Raw genomic sequence first — 17,317 nt, 5'->3', positions numbered from 1 at the left:
TACCCCCAATGCCCATTGCCCCCCGCTCCTTTCTTATTAGTTTTAGATATTTCATGATGGTATAAGTTTTGCCATAGTCAATAACAGTTTTTTATTGATATTTGATAAACCGCTGCCGTGTTCATGAAAAAAATTCTATTTCTGCTTTTTTTGCCGCTATGTTCACTTGCCCAAACAGCAAGTAAATATATCCAGGAGGGAAACTCAAAAGCCAATGCAAGGAATTATAAAGATGCCATACAAGATTTTACGCGTGCTATAGAATTAAACAACAAAAACGCGGACGTTTTTTATTACCGGGCCAATGCATATGGCAACCTCAAAGACTATAAAGCAGCTATTAATGATTATGCGCAGGCCATTGTCCTGAAAGCCGATTTGACCAACGCATACCTGTATAAAGCCAATGCAGAGGCTGCCATACAAGATTATCAGGCGGCCATTATTGATTTTGACCGCGCGATAGCGCTGGGGCCAAAAACGGCAGACATGTTTCACTACAGGGGCAATGCCAAAAGTAACGTGAGCGATTATACTGGCGCTATTGCCGATTTTACCACGGCACTTCAATTTACACCAAACAACGCCGATCTTTACAAGTACCGGGGCCTGGCCAAAAACAATAATAACGATTTTACCGGGGCCATTGCTGATTATAATATGGCTGTTAAACTAAGCCCTAACAGCGCCGAAATCTATCAATACATGGCAGGCAGCAAGGCCAGCATAAATGATTATAACGGCGCTATTGTTGATTACACCAAAACGCTATCGCTTAATCCAGATAACGCTGAAGCTTATTTTTATCGGGCAAATACCAGGGCAAAGCTAAATGATTTTAAAGGCGCGGTTGATGATTATAAAAAAGCGGCCGCTATCAACCCCAACCTTAAAAACCTTTTGCTTTACATGGCCAATGCCCAAAGCAGCCTGGGCGATTCCAATGGCGCTCTCGATTATTTTAACAAGGCAATTGCGCAATTCCCCCGGAATGCAAATCTGTACCTGTATCGTGGAATTATTAAAAGCGACAAAAAAGATAATCAGGCCGCTTTGGAAGATTTTAACAAAGCCATTGCCCTTGACCCCAAAAACGGCGATGCATACCAAAGCCGCTCATTTTCAAAGCTGGCATTAGGCAATTACGAAGGCGCCAGAGCTGATGCCGATTCGGCAATTAAAATAAGCCCTAACAGCATAAGTGCTTACGTAACCTTGAGCAAAGCTAAAATGGCCATGAAGGATACCGCGGGAGTGATTGCTGATTTAACAAAAGCAATCAGCCTGAACGGTAAAAGCGATGAAGCTTACCTGTCGCGCGGCGATGCTTATCGCGATTTGGGGGTTCCCTTAGCTGCTATTAACGACTACACGAAGGCCATTGCTATAAACCCGGTTTATACTTACGCCTTTTTAAACCGGGCTATTGAAAAAACCAAACTGGGTGATTATGCCGCGGCTGTAACTGACCTCGAAAAACTGATCAGTATTGCTCCGCAACAGCAAAATGGCTATTCACGACTGGGTAAAATCAATAATTTTTATAAATACACTAACAATGGCGTACAAATATTTACCAAGGCTATAGCACTTAACCCTGCAAATGCTGATTTTTACCTTTATCGGGGTGAAGCAAAAGCCGCCATCGGCGATGCCAAAGGGGCCATGGCCGATTATAATACCGGTGTACTTAAAGCCCCTAAAAATATCACACTATTGTTGAAGCGGGGCCTGGCCAAAGCAGACGCTGAAGAAAACAATGGCGCCATAGCCGATTTGAGCAACGCACTAAAAATTGACTCATTATCAGATTCAACCGCTTTAGTATGGCAAGCGCGGGGTTTTGTAAAAGCCAAACTTAAAAACTATAAAGGCGCCCTCGCTGATCTCGACCGAGCCGTGTCAATTTACTCAAACGACGAAACTTTTTTAATCAGGGGCGATACTAAAATGGCTATGAAGGATTATGCCGGCGCTGCCGATGATTATCATAATGCCATTTATATGAACGATACAAATGTAAAAGCTTACTCGCATAGCGGTATTGCTAAAAGTAATCTTGGGGATGCCCAGGGAGTGAAAGAAGATTTTGCCGCCGTATTTAAACTTGCCCCTAACAATCCTGATCTATATATTGACAGGGCTGTCGCCAAAATAAATTTAAAAGATCTGAATGGAGCAATTTTAGACTGTAATACTGCTATAAGCCTCGACGCGAAAAACGGCCGGGCTTATCTACAAAGGGGGCTTGCAAAAATAACCCTTGAGGATAAAACGGGCGGTTGCGCCGATATGAATAAAGCTTTAGCTATGGGCGCAAAAGAAGCGTCTGATTTTATTATAAAATATTGCAAATAACAATAACTTTTTATTTACAATACTCGTAAAATAAGTAACTATTAACTGATCTATAAATAACAACCAAGCCCCGCAAGGGGCTTTTACATTTACGCGGATTTGGAGCGACTATACCGCCTTCTTATCTTCTATATGTAATTGCGCGCGCAGCTCTTTCAATTCCATTTCGTAGGCGCGCATACGGGCCTGTAAAATATCAACCTCGGTACGCATCATTTGTATTTCGGTAATAAGCTTGGCCGATTCGGGTTTGTTGATCATTTTTTCGCCCGTACCAAGTATAAGCCATTCGGGCGAGTATTTAAGCTGAAAACAGAGCTTCCGGATAAGATAATAGCTAATATCCTGCTTTTTGTTGATCACCTTGCTAATGAAACCCTGATCAACACCAATGGCCCCGGCAAGCCCCAGCTGGCCGCCGTGCTCTTTTACAACTACCTTTAACCGTTTTATAATCGCTTCGTCAGACATAAGTGACTGCAATAATAATCATTTTGTTTATCCATGCAATATATAATTACTTTATTGAATAAGCACCCAAAACAAAAAAGGTCAAATGCCCCAACAGCAAATGACCTTAAAGTAAAACTAACCAACAAAAACTATATATGACAATAAAATAAACTCAGGTTATACCATAAATTATTTATTTCCTAAATTTTCAAGCAGCTCGCCAAGCTTATCATTATAAACCGGCAAACTGATCTTTCCTGCATGGTACTCATCTGCTATCTGTTGCAGGTTTGCCCCTATTTTTTGCTTCGCATCATTACGAATATTCATATGACAGGTATCAGCACTGAGCCCCGCACTAATTTTACTTATTTTTTGATCCATGCATCGTTTCATCAGTAACGGCTGCACATCATTCGCGTTTTTCAGCAATAAATTAACCCTGCTGCGTTGTTGCTTGTCAAACTGTAAAATAACAAATACCAGTCCGAGCCCCGCTATCATAAACAAATAAAAATAATCCATATAAAGCACTGATATTAAACATTCATTATACATTTTAATACGAAGCCAATAAAATAAGGTTGCATAATATTAAAAACTTTTTTCAAATATTTCTCAACGACAAAAATCCTTCTGCACAAATTTTAAAATCCGCATAAAAAGCCGACCTTTACATTCATAGTCCCTTAACAAAAGGGATACATAAAATTGCGATCATTATGAAACCGGGCGATAAGGTAATTTGTATAAACGACAAAATAGATCCTGAAAAGATGGCTGAAATACGGCAGGACTTTGAGATTTGGATCACCAAAGATAAGGAATACACCATACGCGAAATACTTGATAACAATGGTATTGTAACCGGCCTGTTGTTGGAAGAAGTACACAATTTCCCCAAATTTTTTAAACTGATAAACCGCTTCCAGGAACCTGCTTTTGCCCAGTGGCGTTTCCGCAAGCTAAACTATGCAAGTCCTGAAGCCGAAGCTGTTAGCGAAGATTTGGAGCTTGTTGAGCATATTGAAAAAGAACAACAGCTGGTTAAGTAAAATAGTGTAGAAGCCTGCATACCGGGCCTCCTTTAGGCATACCATAATTACTTTGTTAAAATAAGTTAAACATTTGCTGCAACTTGTTCATAAACGGATATTTATATAGCGAAACTGCTGCATATAATTATCGGTCTGTATGAAAAAGTTACCCGCATTGTTTTCACTGGCAACCTCAATTGGATTGTGGTATGCCTGCACCCAGCACCCGAAAAACAAAAACGCTGTTGATAAGTCTGCCGTAAAAATCAGCAACCATGGCGTTAACATTGCTTATACAGATATGGGCAAAGGTGATACCGCATTGCTTTTTGTACATGGGGGGGCATTAACAAAAAATACTTTAACAACAATCAGGTAAAATACTTTGGTAATAAATACCGGGTTGTTACGATTGATTTGCCTGGTTATGGCCAATCAAGTAAAAACCGCAACTCATGGACGGTGAATGATTTCAAGCCTGTTAAACAGTATTTAAAGCAATTTTAACAACACGGTCAACTATGTAACAAATGCCAAATAGCATATTTTATAGCTAATTTAATAAGTATAATCGCTTGCTGCACCTTCTTCTACAAGTTGTGTAAGCAAAGCTTTCAATACAGCTTCGCGGGTCCATTGCTGTTCGGGTGACGAGGCATCCTCTTTATACCATTGCAAGGGGGTGTTAATTTCGATGCGGGCCTTGTAGGCAAAGTTTTTGGTTGGGTGTAATTTGGTACCCTCGTAACTATTCAGATTTTCGGCTTTAATGATCCGGGCAAGGTCACGGATCCGGATATCTACCTGAAGGCATTCATCAATTGAGTTTTTAAAATCCTGTTTATCTTCCAGCCACAAAGTAAGCACTTCATCGGTAATATCGTGTTCGGCAATAGTTATCCGGCTGTAATCATAATCAACCGATATAATAAGCCACCAAAGCTGGCTTTTAAGTTTTTGAGAAATTTTTATCATGATAATTAGTGTATTGATTTCGTATTATTTTAATTGAGCATTTTAGACCGTAATACCTGCAACCAGGTTATGACCGTTTAAAAGCGGGCATCCATCCTGGCATATACTTTTGGATAGCAGCAATTTCATCTCTATATTTTTCACATGCAGTTTTGTAACCCTCAAAGCGCTGCAAAGCCTCATGTTCATTCAAAGTATCCCGACTATCTTGATTGTTATTACCTCCTGTCAATTGCCGCAAGGCCGAAAATGCTATATGCATGGTAGTATGATATTGATTATTTATTGATATTATTTCTTGATTTTAAATTACAGAACATTGTATTTCGCTAAAAGAATACTCTTTATAAAACGAACCGATCATTTTGATTTGTGAATAATTTGACTTACATTAGCAATTATCAACGAAACAAATATACAGAATAATCTTTATTGTAATCAAGAAAAATCTTTAAATTATTTTCATCCATGGAAAACGAGATAAAACCAAACAAAATAAAGATTGTACGGCCCGAAACATTGGAGTTCATCATACTTTATAATCAACTTAAGGGAAAAGCTTTTAACGGAAATGCTCAATTAGCTGAAGCGTTAGGCTTTAATTCACCAAGCTCGATCACTGAAATAATAAAGAGCCGACAGAACATAGATCCAGAAAAACTCCGTATTTTCAAAGAAAAATACAAAGACTACATAGCAGGAGATAAAACACAGAATTTTCCTGAATCAAAGCCTGTATCCAAACACAGTGAGGGCATACCTATGTATGAAATTTCTGCAACCGCTTCAGGCGTAGAAGTATATAACGACATTAATGATTCACAGCCTGTTGGTCATATGAATTTCCCGGGCATTGAGGACTGCGATTTCGCACTTCCGGTTTGGGGGCACAGCATGTATCCATACCTTGAAAACGGCTGCTGGGTTGCACTAAAAATAATTCATGACAAAAAGATCCTACCCGGCGAGGTTTATTACATTGAGTGGGGAGATTACCGCATGTATAAACGCCTGCTTGCAGGGGATAGCCCTGATGAAGTAATTGCACATTCAGATAATACAACCGAGATGGTTGGCAACCGGCTTAAATATGCCCCATTTATTATAAAAGTAGCCGACATCAAAAAACTTTGCCTTGTTAAAGATATCCACAAAAAGCATAACCATTAACCCGCATGGCGGTAGAATTTGTTAAAAGAAAAACAAATTCTACCGCCATTATTACCTGCCCGGTGACCAGTTATCATACTTATAAAATGAATACCGAAAACCGTATAAAAACCCTACGGCGAAATAAGCTGATCATTATTACAAAAGGCAAGCTATCATATCTTAAACACTTCCCTATTTTTAATTACAATTTATTTGACAGATAAAATGACAATCCGGCTGGCTACCCTCAATGATATACCCCAGATATTAGCTTTTGTAGCTGAAGTAATACCTGGCATGAAAGCAGCAGGTAATTTTCAATGGAATGACGACTATCCCAATAAACAAGTATTTACAGATGACATTAACCTTAACCAACTTTGGGTGGCCGAAGTTACAGGAGCAATTGCGGGTGTGGCTGCCCTAACTACCGATCAGGATGCAGAATATGCGCAGGCCGGGCTTGATATCGGTGAAGCTGCTATAGTTACGCATCGGCTTGCTGTAAACATTAACTACCAGGGCCGGGGCGTCGCCACAGCACTTCTCAAGCAGGCCGAACATGAAGCTATACAGCGAGGAATAAATACATTACGAATTGACACCAATACTGCGAACATGGCAACGCAAAAGCTGTTCCCAAAGCTGGGCTATGTTTTGGCCGGCGAAATTAGCCTGGATATAAGGCCGGGTTTAAGTTTTTTGTGCTACGAAAAGCGGCTCAATAGCAAACAATAACAAATTACAACAGCTATCCGGCATGGCTAACCTGTTTCCATCTATTTAAAGCTTCACATATTTACACAAAACTTACAACCATTTCTCAATAGTTATTCACAAATGGGCATTTTATCAACAATAGCTTTTTAGTTTATTCTTTATTCAATTATATTTATAGTAATTATAAACCGCAGGCCTCTGCCGGAGTGATAAAGTTGTAATAAAAGAGAAGAAGATGGAACCTATCATGATACTGGTAATCGCGGCTATTATTGCTGCCATAATTTTAGTTGAATTTAACAAACGGCAAAACACAAAAGCTGGCGATAGTAGTCATATAACCGCCGATGTGCAACAGCTATACCTGCTTAAAGCTGCAGAACATAAAATAGAAGTAATTGAAGATTTGCAAAAGAATGCTGCCAATACCAACAATACCATTGTAACAAGTATTGAACAGGAGTTAACACGCTTAACAGGGGCTTTTGAAAAAGGCGATATCAAATTGAAAGAATTTAACCTCAAGCTTGACAACTTACTTAGTAACCTCGATGTTAACAATTCACTGGCACAAGCATCATAAACAATAAGTTACTTAATTGCGCCGGCTCGCATATATCACTTTAAAAGTGTTACATACCCCGACAGCGGTTTCTTACCATCTTTAAGATCAACCACGTAATAATAAGTCCCGGCCGGCAGCACGTACCCATTAAATTGCGCACGTAAACAGATCAATTTCAGGGCTGTTGTTTGGAAAGCAACAAATTAATTTAAATTATAAAATCCGACATCACCAAAAACAAAAAAGCCGGACTAAGCCGGCTAATATTTTTAAAAAAGAAGAATAATGTTTTAGTTGGTATTAATTACGTCTGAAGCCACCTTTTTGGCCACCGCCGTTAAAGCCAGGACCTTTATCTTCGGCTACGTTAACCGTGATCCTGCGGCCATAATAACTTGCTCCATTCATGCAACGTATCGCTTCTTTCGCTTCATCCTCGTTAACCATCTCCACAAAACCAAAACCCTTACTCTCTTTTGTTTCGCGATCTTTAATGATCCTGAGCGATTTAACCGGCCCAAAATCACCAAAAACAGCTGTTAATTCGGCCTCATCTACTTCTAAAGGAAGACCTGCAATAAATACTTTCATCAATGTTTTTAAAATTTGCGTAAAGGTACAAAAAAAGAGCCGGATTCCTGCCTCGCCCGGCACTAATGATGATTAGGTAATGGCTTTTTTACCTTCATATTACTGAGTAAAATTTCCAAACCAATGTTAAAAACAGAACCGGATTTTATTTGAGTTGTAGCTCGAAGCTTCCCTCAACGCGGTAAAAGGGAGAGTCAGACTTATCGTCTTTAGCTAAAAAGGTAAAGAAAGTACCTTTAGCAATCATATTTTCGTGATTATACTGATCTATATCAATCTTACCAAAATCCTGTTGTCCAGCATATTTGGTCAGGGTATATTGAAGCAAAGGTTTTTTTTCATCAACCTTAAACAAAAACTGACTTCCGGCTACGTCGCTGCTGGTTTTCACAGAAGCCAATCCTAACGAGCTGATGCCAAAACTCATGTTATGCGCTTTATTGATCGCTGTGATGCCAAAGTATTTGTTATCGCCATTATGCACGTTTATGAATGCAATTGAATCCTGGCTGGCATCGAAAGTGTAAGTTGAATCTTCGATGGTAACTTTTAAAGTACCTTTGCCTGCAAGAAAATTACCCGGAGTATTGATAATGTTTACTGACGATACGCTGTCCTTACTGCCTGATGTTTTAACCGCGCTGATATCTTTCACCTCCTCGTCTTTTTGGCAGGAAGTTAAAGCCACCGAGATGGATAAACTTAGTAAAACAAACCATTTAGTAAAACTGGTACGTATCATAGGCTTATTGGCAAATAAACATAGCAATAAATAATTACAAATTTCATTAAATATGGTTAAACGAATTAATTTTTTAACTTTTTTTAACTTTTATATGAATATACGTCAATAGTCATGCTAAAGTTGCCGGTTTACGCGCGGTAATGCACTTTTAATAAAAATGCAAAAAACAGACAAGCTACGGCCTATTTTCAGGAATTTCCACCATCCAAAATGTAAAAATTAAAATACAAATTACAGGCAACATGCTGTTAATCAAATCAATATCTGCCAATTAAAACACTTCGCCCACATTAATAAACAAGCCTTTTGACCCTTCGCGCCCGAAACCATAATCAATGGCTATGTTTGTTTTGGATACCTTATTTAGTTTAACCCTTAAACCGGCCCCAAAACCGGGTTGCACAGTTTGCAAAGCCGTACCCGGTGCCGCCGAAAACGACTCGCCGTTTACAAAAGCTACCCCTCCAAGTAAACCATTACGGGTTATTTTAAACCGGTATTCGCTTTCAAGGTAAACCATTTGCGCCCCTCTAAACCTGCCCTGTATGTATCCGCGCCCGGTAGTAAAGCCTGGGTCGTGCCCCGTAGCGGGCAGATCGAGATATGCCGGCCGTCCATTAATTACCAGCCAATTATATGACCAAAAGGCCAGCACGTTATCCGAGCTTTCCGGAAACCTGAAGTATTTGCGCACATCAACAATTAAAGAGCGCCAGGCAGTTGTACTACCTAAAAAAGTATAATTATCCCGGTACTGTAACGAGGTGTAAAATCCGCGCGACGCATTGATCGGGTTATCGCGACTGTCATAGAGCCCGCTAAACGTTATCCCGGTTGATATAGCGCGGCTAACAGGGCCGTACCTTTCATAGTCGGACGTTTTTCCGTTTAACTGCCCTTTCTCGTACATATTCCACCTGTCGTCAAAAATATATCCCAAACCGGCGTAAAAATTTCCGGTTATATTGCGCAAAACAGTTTCATGAAAACGAAAAAAACTATAAACCAGGGGATTTTCATTATCCCTGTCAGAATTACTGCCTAAGCCAAAACTGCTTTGCGGATATTTGTAAAACCTGAAATCGCCTATAAAATCATATTTATTATTTTTCGACCATATGTTTGATTGGATGGGGACGATCACCTGCTTATTTTGAGTGTAGGCAGGGTTTACTGTTATGGTGGAGATCCGGGTATCGGGTGCTAATCTGAAAATCACATTGCCTGATATAGTACCCGCCAGCCCTGTTTGTAAAGTGTAACCTATAGCCGGAATAATTGATATTACCGGTTTTGAAGTTACAGAATCAACTTTGCCGGGCTTCTTGCTTTCACCAAAAATGGATCCTATAACGTCAAATATATCTTTTTCAAAAGTGGTATCGGGATGGGTAACCAGTATTGTATCTTTATATTTAGTGTGCCCTATCGGGATGTATCTTTTATCCTGGGCGTGTACTCTGATACTTATGAGCAGCCCTGCAAAAATTAAAATGCTTGTTTTATTAATACCCATTATAATTATTCGATGCAGGAAAAGTAAAGGTTTATCCGTGCAATTATAAAATAATTATTTAAGTTATTTGTTTGTACAAGATTTTATTGAGCTTTAAGCCGCGGATCAAAAGTGAACTTATTTACACTGCTGATAGTTATTTTGTTATAATCGGGATGGGCCGGATTAAGCAGGTAATTATATTCCAGGTCAATAATTGCCGATGGTACTTTTAATACGGCCGTTTCCATTTTACGAAGCCAGGTATCGCCAAGCAATTGAGTAACCGGGTAGTTAATTACCTTGTGCCAATTGGCATTAAGTTTTTGGAGTTTGTTTACAGTGATTTCAAAAACAGGCAGGTTATCCGGTATCTGAAATATAATAACCGAAAAATCACCTGCATATAAAGCAGTGCCAGGCGAGTGCGCCAGTTTTTCAAGGCATGAAAGAGCCAATGAACCGCCTGTATAGATCATATATTGTCCCAATGAATTCCATCGGCCGTCAATTCCTGAGCCTTTGCGGTCATGGGCATATTTGGTTTGACTTATCCGGTAAACGTTCAAAAGATAGAAGGAAAGATTAATAACCTATTTAGTGATCATAAATTTGCGTTAAAAATGCAATCAATAATTCACTAAATCATTAATTCAATAATTATTTTTAGGCAAGCACACCGTAATCAATACGGATAAGCTGACTTATTACAATACCAATGCCTGTTATGGTATCGAGTAAATCAAATGGGATAGCATCAATACCCGGATTATAATGTTTTAGCCAGCCTTTAAACTCATCAAGGGAGCCAAAGGTATCCAGGCCCTTGTCAAAAAGCTCAAACAGTTGAATGATGTGCTCACTCAGCCCCTGGTTTAGCTCATGTGTGCTTTGTAAATGCTTACGCAAAGTAGGCTCGGTTATATGCAACCATTTGGCAATATCACTTTGAGTAGCACCGGTTACCTTTACTAAATCAGTGATGGAATTTGAACGCAACCCTTGTTTTATAGCCCCAAGCTTGGCCAAAGGCGATTTAAAATAGGTTTCATAAGGCATCAGCAGATCATTAAAAACCTGCATAGGCGCATCGGTAAATACATACGGGCGGGATGCAGCCTGCCCTTGCCTGCCTTCAATAGCTGTATTACGTTTAATTGCTTTGCTCATACACAAATGTAAATATTTTCTATTAAAAAAGAAAATATTTACATTTTATTTATTCCACCGCCTATGCCTATCCACTTATATCTGCTTAAATAAAAAATTACCAATAAAATTAGCAATTGTAAAAAATATTCCCGACATTTGATTATTCTTTTATGCCAATCGGCATTTACAACATAATGAAGCCCTATATATCTTCCTTTGATAACGCCGCCCAGGTTGAGCGGCTTATTGACAAATATTTCGCCTATATAAAGGGGAAATATCATATTGAACAAAAACCGGTAAAAAACAGTAAAGACAATGCAGAAACTATTGAACAAAAGGTTTGGGACCGTGAACCCGAACCTGCAACATTATCAGGGCTGGCCCTTGCCCTTGGCTTTAGCAGCCGGCAGGAGTTTTATACTTATGTACAACACGGCCCGTTTTCACAGGCAGTTAAACAGGGCGTTTTACGCGTAGAAGCCTGCTATGAAGCCCATCTGCACCAAAATGTAACCGGGGCAATGTTCGCGCTAAAAAATATGGGGTGGAGCGAAAAACATGATCAATTACCAAATACAGAAGCAGGGAACATTTTAACAGTAAAGGTCTTTAGCTCAGGACCTCCCCCTGCCGGCAGCGAAAAAGAAGTAAAACTATAACTCCGGTACCCGTTTGCAACCTCAGCTATCAGATTAAAATCAGTAACAATGACCGATGAAGAAATAATCACCGACATTCCATTTAAAGAACCGGAAGGTTTTCACTGCTCTGTCCTGTTCAAACAAAATTATCTCTCAACCGCGCATGTGGTAATTAACCAGGGAGGTACCAGCAGCGGTAAAACATTTGCCATTGAGCAGGCGCTGTTTTGCCTTGCCTGCGAAAACCCCAAACAGGTGATCACCATAGTTGGACAGGATATCCCTAACCTTAAAGCAGGCGCCCTGCGTGATGCGCTAAATATATATAGCTCTTCGCCGGTATTACAGGCAAAAATTAAAAGCTATAATAAAAGCGACCGGATCTTCGAATTTTTTAACAGTAGTATTATTGAGTTTAAAAGCTACGACAACGGACAGGACGCAAAATCCGGAAAGCGCGACTACCTGTTTATCAACGAAGCCAATGGCCTTACATGGGACGTATATACAGAATTGGCCCTGCGTACCAAAAAGCGCATTTTTATTGACTATAACCCCAATACCGGCTTTTGGGTACATGAGCACTTAATTGGTAAACCGGGGGTACAACTTATAGTGTCCGACCATCGGCATAACCCGTTTTTAGGTCAGGAAGTACGTGATAAAATAGAAGCGTTAAAAACTGTTGATATTGAACTATGGAAAGTATACGCCCGTGGTTTAACCGGCAAAATAACCGGGCTTATATTTGACAACTGGTATATCTGCGAATCTATCCCGGCCGATGCCCGTTTGATAGCCCTGGGCTTAGATTTTGGTTTTACCAATGATGAAACCGGATGCATTGAAGTATACCAGCAAAACGGCGAATTGTGGGTAAACGAGTTACTCTACAAAACAGGCCTCACCAACACAGATATTTCCTCAAAATTAAAAGAGGCCGGTGTAGGTTTTAACTGCGAAATTATTGCAGATAGTGCAGAACCCAAATCAATAGAAGAATTAAAACGCCTGGGGTGGCGTGTTACAGCTGCAAAAAAAGGTGCCGATAGTGTTAAAAACTCTATTGATATCCTTAAACGCTACAAAATAAATATAACCCGCAATAGTACAAACCTGCGCAACGAGCTTAACCGTTATAAATGGCGCGTAAATGTAACAGGCAAAACCATCAATGAACCGGTTGACTCATGGAATCATTTGATAGACCCCTTAAGGTATATCGCCCTTAATAAACTAAAAATAAACGGTACCGGAAAACTCCACTCGCGCCTGCCGCACAGGCAAAGCATTCAACAGGCAGGGGTTTTACACGGGCTTATCTAAACATCCATAATCAAAAACCACAAAACCGATACAGGCTTAAATAGATATGACAGAACAAATATTAAAAACACCCCAGGGCAAGTTGCGGGTCCGGATACCAACGCAATTAAATGAAGTAACCCTGGGCCAACTAATGGATTTGCAAGCCCGGCCCGATATAACAGATTTGGAGGCCATCAGCATACTTTCGGGCATCCCGGTTATTGAGCTTCATAACATCAAAAACTATGATGATCTGCACCAGTTTGGCGATGCCGTGCTTTCTTTATCCTACCAGATTAAACACCTGTACAACAGTAACGAGATCCCCAAAGAGGTAATTTTTATGCTATCTGGGGACAGCGGGGCACCATTCCAAAAAACAAAGGTAAAAGTAATGCAAAACCTGTCGGTTGAGCCTGCTGGCGCTTTTATGGCAGCCCGCGATATCATAGCCGAAGAAATAAATACCCATATAAAAACCCATGGCGAAGATGATTGGCAGGAACATTTTAACCCATCATTAAACGCCTGCTGCCAGGTATTGGCACAATACTTTTATTGCAGGGCTACGGGTAAAAAATATAACGAATATGAAGTCGAAAACTTTATTGATGAAGTTAAAAAGCTACGGGTAACGGAGGCACTGCCCATCTCAAAGCATTTTTTTACCTGTTATCCCAGCTTATCGATGCCGAGAATAAGCTTTTGGCATCGGTTCCTACCGTATTGGAAAAAAGGGCAGGAATCCAGTCGTTCGAAAAATTCAAATACATCAACACTGTAAACTCATTAGCAGGCGGCGATATTACCAAATGGGACTTGATCATGAGTATGCCATATGAGCGCTTGCTTACCAAACTGCTGCTTAACAAAACTGAAGCTGGATATCAAAAACGATATAGCGAGCTATCTCAAACTACAACTTAAAGCGCCTTATCCCTGCAAGGCTATTAAATACCAAACCACCCCAACCCAGGGATCGGGGCCTGAATTATTATGCGTAACCAAATAGAAGCTATTGTACAAACACTTAATGGCAACCTGGCTTTTGCCTATGGCACCCAGGCCGAACTGAATACCCTTGCAGATGATATCAGCTTTCCCTGCGTATTTCTTTACCCCCTTCAGCCTATTGAGGTAAGTCCGCAGGTTAATGGCTCGGTTGATAATACGTTCACCGTTTATATGGAGTTTCTGTTCAAAACAGATTTTGGACAGTTCACGGCCGAAAATGAAACCTATATATCGCAGGCACTGCAAATGGCTAACCAATTTGTGGTAAAAGCCTCAAAATACAGGGAAGGCGAAGGCCGGTACTTCAGGGTCAAAGCAGGGCAAAAAGCCAAATGTGTGCCGGTTTATAACAAGTTTGATGTTAACACCACCGGTATTGGTTTAACCATAGCGTTATCGGCCATGTATTTTGATGCTTTTTAAACCCTCATTCTAACCAATAAAAAATGAATATAACAGCCACTATTAATGAAACCATCAGCTCAACAACCTACCCCGACCAAAACGGGGGACAAATCGATCAGGGCGATGTATTCATCAGCATTATTGATGCTGATACCAGGCAGCCTACCAATGGCAATAACTGCGAAGTCACCTATCAGCGTAACGAAAACGGGTATACAAGCACCTTCACCGTTATTGTAGCCGGGCAATCATTCCCACTTTATTCAGGTATCATCAGGGATTACGAATATAGTCCCCAGGGCGATATGATTCGGAGTAATTATGTATCGTTCAGCATAATTGCTGTCAAAGCCGGTGACAATCCTTCCCCCAATCCCTCTGTTTGTGATCTGAAGATAAATTATATAGCTATTAATAAGATCGAGTCGGCCCCGGGAGCTGCCGACGCTCAGATTACAGTTAACGCGACCTCAAGTTTTGCATCCATATTGTATAGTATCGATCTGGGTGTAAACTGGCAGGCGTCTCCTGTTTTCACAAACCTAAGCGGAGGGTTAAAACACATACTTGTAAAAGACAGTAACCCCTTAGGCTGTACAGACACCGCGGAGGTTAGTATTTCAACATCCACCAATCTGTTAACCGGTGACCCTTCGGTAATGCTCCCCGATGGATATATATCACGCTGGAGCGCGGCGTTCAATCCTATCGTGTTTACCTATCAAAGAAAAGATTTCACGATTAACAACATAACAGCCGACGGCGAAAAAGGGCATGCCTGCATCAGTGTTAACGCCAATTTTAAAGACACCAATACAGGTTTGGTTAAAGTCAAGGAAGGGGATAAAATCTATCTGAATACGAACGCTTATAAAGGAGTTTATACCATTGAAAAAGTAACCGGCACCAATAGCATAGTGATTGATACTTCCTTTATAAACGGTGACACTACCGGTTTTATTAATATCAACAGCATGTACCCGTATTATGAGCTACATACCCGCATTACCTATAACGATCCGCTTACCAATAACCTATCCGCTATAAAATCAGTAAACCGGCCGGATAATACCGGCTTAGTAAAAGCGGACCTGTCAAACTTTTTACAGAGTTTGCTGCGCCCGGCCGACAGCAGCGATTACAACCAGGTTGATCATCGCGATACCAATCTCTGCGCCGCTTATACGGTTGAGTACGCCCAGCATTATGATGATGGCTCAAACGAAGGATTTACAAGCAGCTTCAGTCAAATTCGGTATCCGTACTATGTGGTTTATGCGGCCAAACAGCTCGGGGATAAATATGGCGGCAACCTTGCAGCTTATGTACCAAACGTTAACTCACCTGCACAATGGATAACAGATTTTAAAGAACCTGTGTATTCGGCCGGGTACCCATTCGATATTGGGTTTATCTGCACCGATGAGATGGCCGGCCTCCAACCCTATTGCCTGCTTACTTTGCTTGATATTAACCGGAACCCGCTACCGGGTGGTTCACAACCCGATTATTTACAAAACGAAGATGATTCATGGATATTGAATGAAGATGGCAGCAAATTTAGTATTGGGAACCAGACATCTTTTATCATGCCTTTAACAGGTCCCGCCGGCCTGCACCGGCTTATGGTTAATGCAAACTTCCCGGCCGTGGCCTATTACTTCAATATCCAGATCAGGTATGATGATGAAAATGGCTCGCATTCGTTAACCAAAGCACAAACTATACGGATAGATGATGCTGTTGATGATAATTCAGTATACCTGAGATGGATCGGGCTTAGTGGTTCCTGGGATTACTATCGTTTTGTATTTAACCAGGAAATAAGCCTGGATGTTCAAAATGCTGTTATAATTAAAAACTTTGTACAAAACTGGCAAACCCAGGAAGGAATTGAAGAAGTGATCAGCAAAAGTGCAGGGCAAAAAATGAAGGTTATGGCCGAAGACCTTTCTGTAAATGATATCCGCGGGCTGCAGTCAATTAAATATTCGCCAAAGGTACAAATGCTGGTAAATAAAAATCCTGTCAGGTGGCAAACCATTGTGATAAATACGGCTACCTACAGCGAATATGAAACCCGCAACGGGCAGGCCCCGTTTAGCGTAACATTCAACATGCCGTCGATAAATATTCAAAGCCAATAACCGCCCTATTCTTTCGTAAAACTAATGTTATCAATCCCATAGTAATAATCACCATCAACAGTTATACTACTTTCATAACTTACTTCAAGTGCATTTTCGCTAAGTGTATTAACGGTATAAGTGCCTTCATAAAATGCCGGTGTTGTTTTACTTATGGTTAATACTTTATCCTTCAAAGTGTATTGATATTTAATAAGCGCCGTTTCGCCCGACGGAGTGCGGTTTGACGTATAACCTGAACCATCATTATTAAAAATTTCAAAATCAGCAGCCGAGTAATCTATACGGGCAGTATCTCTCAATAGTACATTGTTTTTATAACTGCGGGTATGATATTTTTTCAGGTACCATTTACCTGTAATAGTAACTACAGGGTTAGCAGCCTTATCATCTTTTTTGCATGATACCAGGCAACATACCAATATGGCAATTATCAAAAGATACTTTACATGCATTGAATGCTGTTTCAGGTTAATTGGTCGGGATCATAAACTTAAATAAATTATTGATAATAAACCAATTGTTTTAAACAACGATCAACAACTAACATTTGCTA

At 40.3% G+C, this 17,317-nt stretch carries 23 protein-coding genes; 13 read left to right on the top strand and 10 right to left on the bottom strand.

Features of this window, described 5'->3' with window-relative positions; translation table 11 throughout:
- The first annotated feature begins 123 nt into the window (after positions 1–123).
- A complete protein-coding gene (locus BLP33_RS00805) occupies positions 124–2,358 on the top strand; it encodes a tetratricopeptide repeat protein (RefSeq protein WP_090523781.1) in 2,235 nt (744 codons plus the stop codon).
- A gap of 108 nt (positions 2,359–2,466) precedes the next feature.
- On the opposite strand, the gene BLP33_RS00800 is transcribed toward BLP33_RS00805, so the two are convergent.
- Positions 2,467–2,829, bottom strand: coding sequence for a helix-turn-helix domain-containing protein (locus BLP33_RS00800; protein WP_090523778.1), 363 nt, complete (start codon positions 2,827–2,829; stop codon positions 2,467–2,469).
- A gap of 171 nt (positions 2,830–3,000) precedes the next feature.
- On the bottom strand, positions 3,001–3,336 hold the full coding sequence (locus tag BLP33_RS00795; RefSeq protein ID WP_139159905.1) for a hypothetical protein: 336 nt from the start codon (positions 3,334–3,336) through the stop codon (positions 3,001–3,003).
- Positions 3,337–3,533: 197 nt separating this feature from the next.
- Here BLP33_RS00795 and BLP33_RS00790 point away from each other — a divergent pair, with 197 nt between their 5' ends.
- Together BLP33_RS00790 and BLP33_RS27130 are read left to right on the top strand one after the other, a co-directional pair.
- On the top strand, positions 3,534–3,866 hold the full coding sequence (locus BLP33_RS00790) for a hypothetical protein (protein ID WP_090523771.1): 333 nt from the start codon (positions 3,534–3,536) through the stop codon (positions 3,864–3,866).
- 139 nt (positions 3,867–4,005) lie between these two features.
- On the top strand, positions 4,006–4,227 hold the full coding sequence (locus BLP33_RS27130) for a hypothetical protein (protein ID WP_139159904.1): 222 nt from the start codon (positions 4,006–4,008) through the stop codon (positions 4,225–4,227).
- 179 nt (positions 4,228–4,406) lie between these two features.
- Here the strand turns inward: BLP33_RS27130 and BLP33_RS00780 are convergent, their stop codons facing one another.
- The gene (locus BLP33_RS00780) at positions 4,407–4,823 is read right to left on the bottom strand and encodes a hypothetical protein (RefSeq protein ID WP_090523766.1); all 417 of its coding nucleotides are present in this window, start codon (positions 4,821–4,823) and stop codon (positions 4,407–4,409) included.
- Between the two features lie 67 nt (positions 4,824–4,890).
- A complete protein-coding gene (locus BLP33_RS00775; protein WP_090523764.1) occupies positions 4,891–5,085 on the bottom strand; it encodes a hypothetical protein in 195 nt (64 codons plus the stop codon).
- Between the two features lie 206 nt (positions 5,086–5,291).
- On the opposite strand from BLP33_RS00775, the gene BLP33_RS00770 reads away from it, so the two are divergent.
- From BLP33_RS00770 to BLP33_RS00755, 4 genes are all read left to right on the top strand, one after another.
- Positions 5,292–5,993, top strand: a complete 702-nt coding sequence (locus BLP33_RS00770; protein ID WP_090523761.1) for a S24 family peptidase — start codon at positions 5,292–5,294, stop codon at positions 5,991–5,993.
- A 5-nt stretch (positions 5,994–5,998) separates the two neighbouring features.
- The gene (locus BLP33_RS00765; RefSeq protein ID WP_090523758.1) at positions 5,999–6,199 is read left to right on the top strand and encodes a hypothetical protein; all 201 of its coding nucleotides are present in this window, start codon (positions 5,999–6,001) and stop codon (positions 6,197–6,199) included.
- Position 6,200: 1 nt separating this feature from the next.
- Positions 6,201–6,713, top strand: a complete 513-nt coding sequence (locus BLP33_RS00760; RefSeq protein ID WP_090523755.1) for a GNAT family N-acetyltransferase — start codon at positions 6,201–6,203, stop codon at positions 6,711–6,713.
- Between the two features lie 217 nt (positions 6,714–6,930).
- The gene (locus BLP33_RS00755) at positions 6,931–7,278 is read left to right on the top strand and encodes a hypothetical protein (RefSeq protein ID WP_090523753.1); all 348 of its coding nucleotides are present in this window, start codon (positions 6,931–6,933) and stop codon (positions 7,276–7,278) included.
- 282 nt (positions 7,279–7,560) lie between these two features.
- Here BLP33_RS00755 and BLP33_RS00750 read toward each other — a convergent pair whose 3' ends face one another.
- The 5 genes from BLP33_RS00750 to BLP33_RS00730 all read right to left on the bottom strand — a co-directional run bounded on the left by BLP33_RS00750 (position 7,561) and on the right by BLP33_RS00730 (position 11,261).
- On the bottom strand, positions 7,561–7,851 hold the full coding sequence (locus BLP33_RS00750) for an RNA recognition motif domain-containing protein (protein WP_090523751.1): 291 nt from the start codon (positions 7,849–7,851) through the stop codon (positions 7,561–7,563).
- 145 nt (positions 7,852–7,996) lie between these two features.
- Positions 7,997–8,593 carry a hypothetical protein gene (locus BLP33_RS00745; RefSeq protein WP_090523746.1) on the bottom strand — a complete coding sequence of 199 codons (597 nt, stop codon included), beginning with the start codon at positions 8,591–8,593 and terminating at the stop codon, positions 7,997–7,999.
- Between the two features lie 274 nt (positions 8,594–8,867).
- Entirely contained in the window at positions 8,868–10,112 is a 1,245-nt protein-coding gene (locus BLP33_RS00740; protein WP_090523743.1) for a BamA/TamA family outer membrane protein, read from the bottom strand.
- An 83-nt stretch (positions 10,113–10,195) separates the two neighbouring features.
- A complete protein-coding gene (locus tag BLP33_RS00735; RefSeq protein ID WP_167516197.1) occupies positions 10,196–10,660 on the bottom strand; it encodes an RES family NAD+ phosphorylase in 465 nt (154 codons plus the stop codon).
- A gap of 97 nt (positions 10,661–10,757) precedes the next feature.
- Positions 10,758–11,261 carry an antitoxin Xre/MbcA/ParS toxin-binding domain-containing protein gene (locus BLP33_RS00730; protein ID WP_090523737.1) on the bottom strand — a complete coding sequence of 168 codons (504 nt, stop codon included), beginning with the start codon at positions 11,259–11,261 and terminating at the stop codon, positions 10,758–10,760.
- A 176-nt stretch (positions 11,262–11,437) separates the two neighbouring features.
- Between BLP33_RS00730 and BLP33_RS00725 the strand changes: the two genes are divergently transcribed.
- From BLP33_RS00725 to BLP33_RS00705, 6 genes are all read left to right on the top strand, one after another.
- The gene (locus BLP33_RS00725) at positions 11,438–11,905 is read left to right on the top strand and encodes a terminase small subunit (RefSeq protein ID WP_175489880.1); all 468 of its coding nucleotides are present in this window, start codon (positions 11,438–11,440) and stop codon (positions 11,903–11,905) included.
- Between the two features lie 48 nt (positions 11,906–11,953).
- Entirely contained in the window at positions 11,954–13,213 is a 1,260-nt protein-coding gene (locus BLP33_RS00720; RefSeq protein ID WP_090523732.1) for a PBSX family phage terminase large subunit, read from the top strand.
- 46 nt (positions 13,214–13,259) lie between these two features.
- Complete coding sequence (locus BLP33_RS00715; protein WP_090523730.1) at positions 13,260–13,979, top strand: hypothetical protein; 720 nt, start codon at positions 13,260–13,262, stop codon at positions 13,977–13,979.
- Positions 13,922–14,122: a hypothetical protein gene (locus BLP33_RS27125; RefSeq protein WP_139159903.1), complete on the top strand. Its 201-nt coding sequence runs from the start codon at positions 13,922–13,924 to the stop codon at positions 14,120–14,122. Before BLP33_RS00715 ends, BLP33_RS27125 begins: the two co-directional genes overlap by 58 nt.
- A 69-nt stretch (positions 14,123–14,191) precedes the next feature.
- Entirely contained in the window at positions 14,192–14,632 is a 441-nt protein-coding gene (locus tag BLP33_RS00710; RefSeq protein ID WP_090523726.1) for a hypothetical protein, read from the top strand.
- 23 nt (positions 14,633–14,655) lie between these two features.
- Positions 14,656–16,761: a hypothetical protein gene (locus tag BLP33_RS00705; protein WP_090523723.1), complete on the top strand. Its 2,106-nt coding sequence runs from the start codon at positions 14,656–14,658 to the stop codon at positions 16,759–16,761.
- 5 nt (positions 16,762–16,766) lie between these two features.
- Here the strand turns inward: BLP33_RS00705 and BLP33_RS00700 are convergent, their stop codons facing one another.
- On the bottom strand, positions 16,767–17,216 hold the full coding sequence (locus BLP33_RS00700; protein WP_090523721.1) for a hypothetical protein: 450 nt from the start codon (positions 17,214–17,216) through the stop codon (positions 16,767–16,769).
- Between the last annotated feature and the right edge of the window lie 101 nt (positions 17,217–17,317).

It is taken from the genome of Mucilaginibacter sp. NFR10, from assembly GCF_900100445.1.
Classification (GTDB): Bacteria; Bacteroidota; Bacteroidia; order Sphingobacteriales; family Sphingobacteriaceae; genus Mucilaginibacter; species Mucilaginibacter rubeus.
Note: the sequence above shows the minus strand (reverse complement) of the source record. Positions and strands in the feature narration are given on the sequence as shown.

Excerpts from the sequence above, each read along its gene's own strand:
- BLP33_RS00805 (WP_090523781.1), top strand. The coding sequence starts at position 124 with ATGAAAAAAATTCTATTTCTGCTTTTTTTGCCGCTATGTTCACTTGCC.
- BLP33_RS00800 (WP_090523778.1), bottom strand. The coding sequence starts at position 2,829 with ATGTCTGACGAAGCGATTATAAAACGGTTAAAGGTAGTTGTAAAAGAG.
- BLP33_RS00795 (WP_139159905.1), bottom strand. The coding sequence starts at position 3,336 with ATGGATTATTTTTATTTGTTTATGATAGCGGGGCTCGGACTGGTATTT.
- BLP33_RS00790 (WP_090523771.1), top strand. The coding sequence starts at position 3,534 with ATGAAACCGGGCGATAAGGTAATTTGTATAAACGACAAAATAGATCCT.
- BLP33_RS27130 (WP_139159904.1), top strand. The coding sequence starts at position 4,006 with ATGAAAAAGTTACCCGCATTGTTTTCACTGGCAACCTCAATTGGATTG.
- BLP33_RS00780 (WP_090523766.1), bottom strand. The coding sequence starts at position 4,823 with ATGATAAAAATTTCTCAAAAACTTAAAAGCCAGCTTTGGTGGCTTATT.
- BLP33_RS00775 (WP_090523764.1), bottom strand. The coding sequence starts at position 5,085 with ATGCATATAGCATTTTCGGCCTTGCGGCAATTGACAGGAGGTAATAAC.
- BLP33_RS00770 (WP_090523761.1), top strand. The coding sequence starts at position 5,292 with ATGGAAAACGAGATAAAACCAAACAAAATAAAGATTGTACGGCCCGAA.
- BLP33_RS00765 (WP_090523758.1), top strand. The coding sequence starts at position 5,999 with ATGGCGGTAGAATTTGTTAAAAGAAAAACAAATTCTACCGCCATTATT.
- BLP33_RS00760 (WP_090523755.1), top strand. The coding sequence starts at position 6,201 with ATGACAATCCGGCTGGCTACCCTCAATGATATACCCCAGATATTAGCT.
- BLP33_RS00755 (WP_090523753.1), top strand. The coding sequence starts at position 6,931 with ATGGAACCTATCATGATACTGGTAATCGCGGCTATTATTGCTGCCATA.
- BLP33_RS00750 (WP_090523751.1), bottom strand. The coding sequence starts at position 7,851 with ATGAAAGTATTTATTGCAGGTCTTCCTTTAGAAGTAGATGAGGCCGAA.
- BLP33_RS00745 (WP_090523746.1), bottom strand. The coding sequence starts at position 8,593 with ATGATACGTACCAGTTTTACTAAATGGTTTGTTTTACTAAGTTTATCC.
- BLP33_RS00740 (WP_090523743.1), bottom strand. The coding sequence starts at position 10,112 with ATGGGTATTAATAAAACAAGCATTTTAATTTTTGCAGGGCTGCTCATA.
- BLP33_RS00730 (WP_090523737.1), bottom strand. The coding sequence starts at position 11,261 with ATGAGCAAAGCAATTAAACGTAATACAGCTATTGAAGGCAGGCAAGGG.
- BLP33_RS00725 (WP_175489880.1), top strand. The coding sequence starts at position 11,438 with ATGAAGCCCTATATATCTTCCTTTGATAACGCCGCCCAGGTTGAGCGG.
- BLP33_RS00720 (WP_090523732.1), top strand. The coding sequence starts at position 11,954 with ATGACCGATGAAGAAATAATCACCGACATTCCATTTAAAGAACCGGAA.
- BLP33_RS00715 (WP_090523730.1), top strand. The coding sequence starts at position 13,260 with ATGACAGAACAAATATTAAAAACACCCCAGGGCAAGTTGCGGGTCCGG.
- BLP33_RS00710 (WP_090523726.1), top strand. The coding sequence starts at position 14,192 with ATGCGTAACCAAATAGAAGCTATTGTACAAACACTTAATGGCAACCTG.
- BLP33_RS00705 (WP_090523723.1), top strand. The coding sequence starts at position 14,656 with ATGAATATAACAGCCACTATTAATGAAACCATCAGCTCAACAACCTAC.
- BLP33_RS00700 (WP_090523721.1), bottom strand. The coding sequence starts at position 17,216 with ATGCATGTAAAGTATCTTTTGATAATTGCCATATTGGTATGTTGCCTG.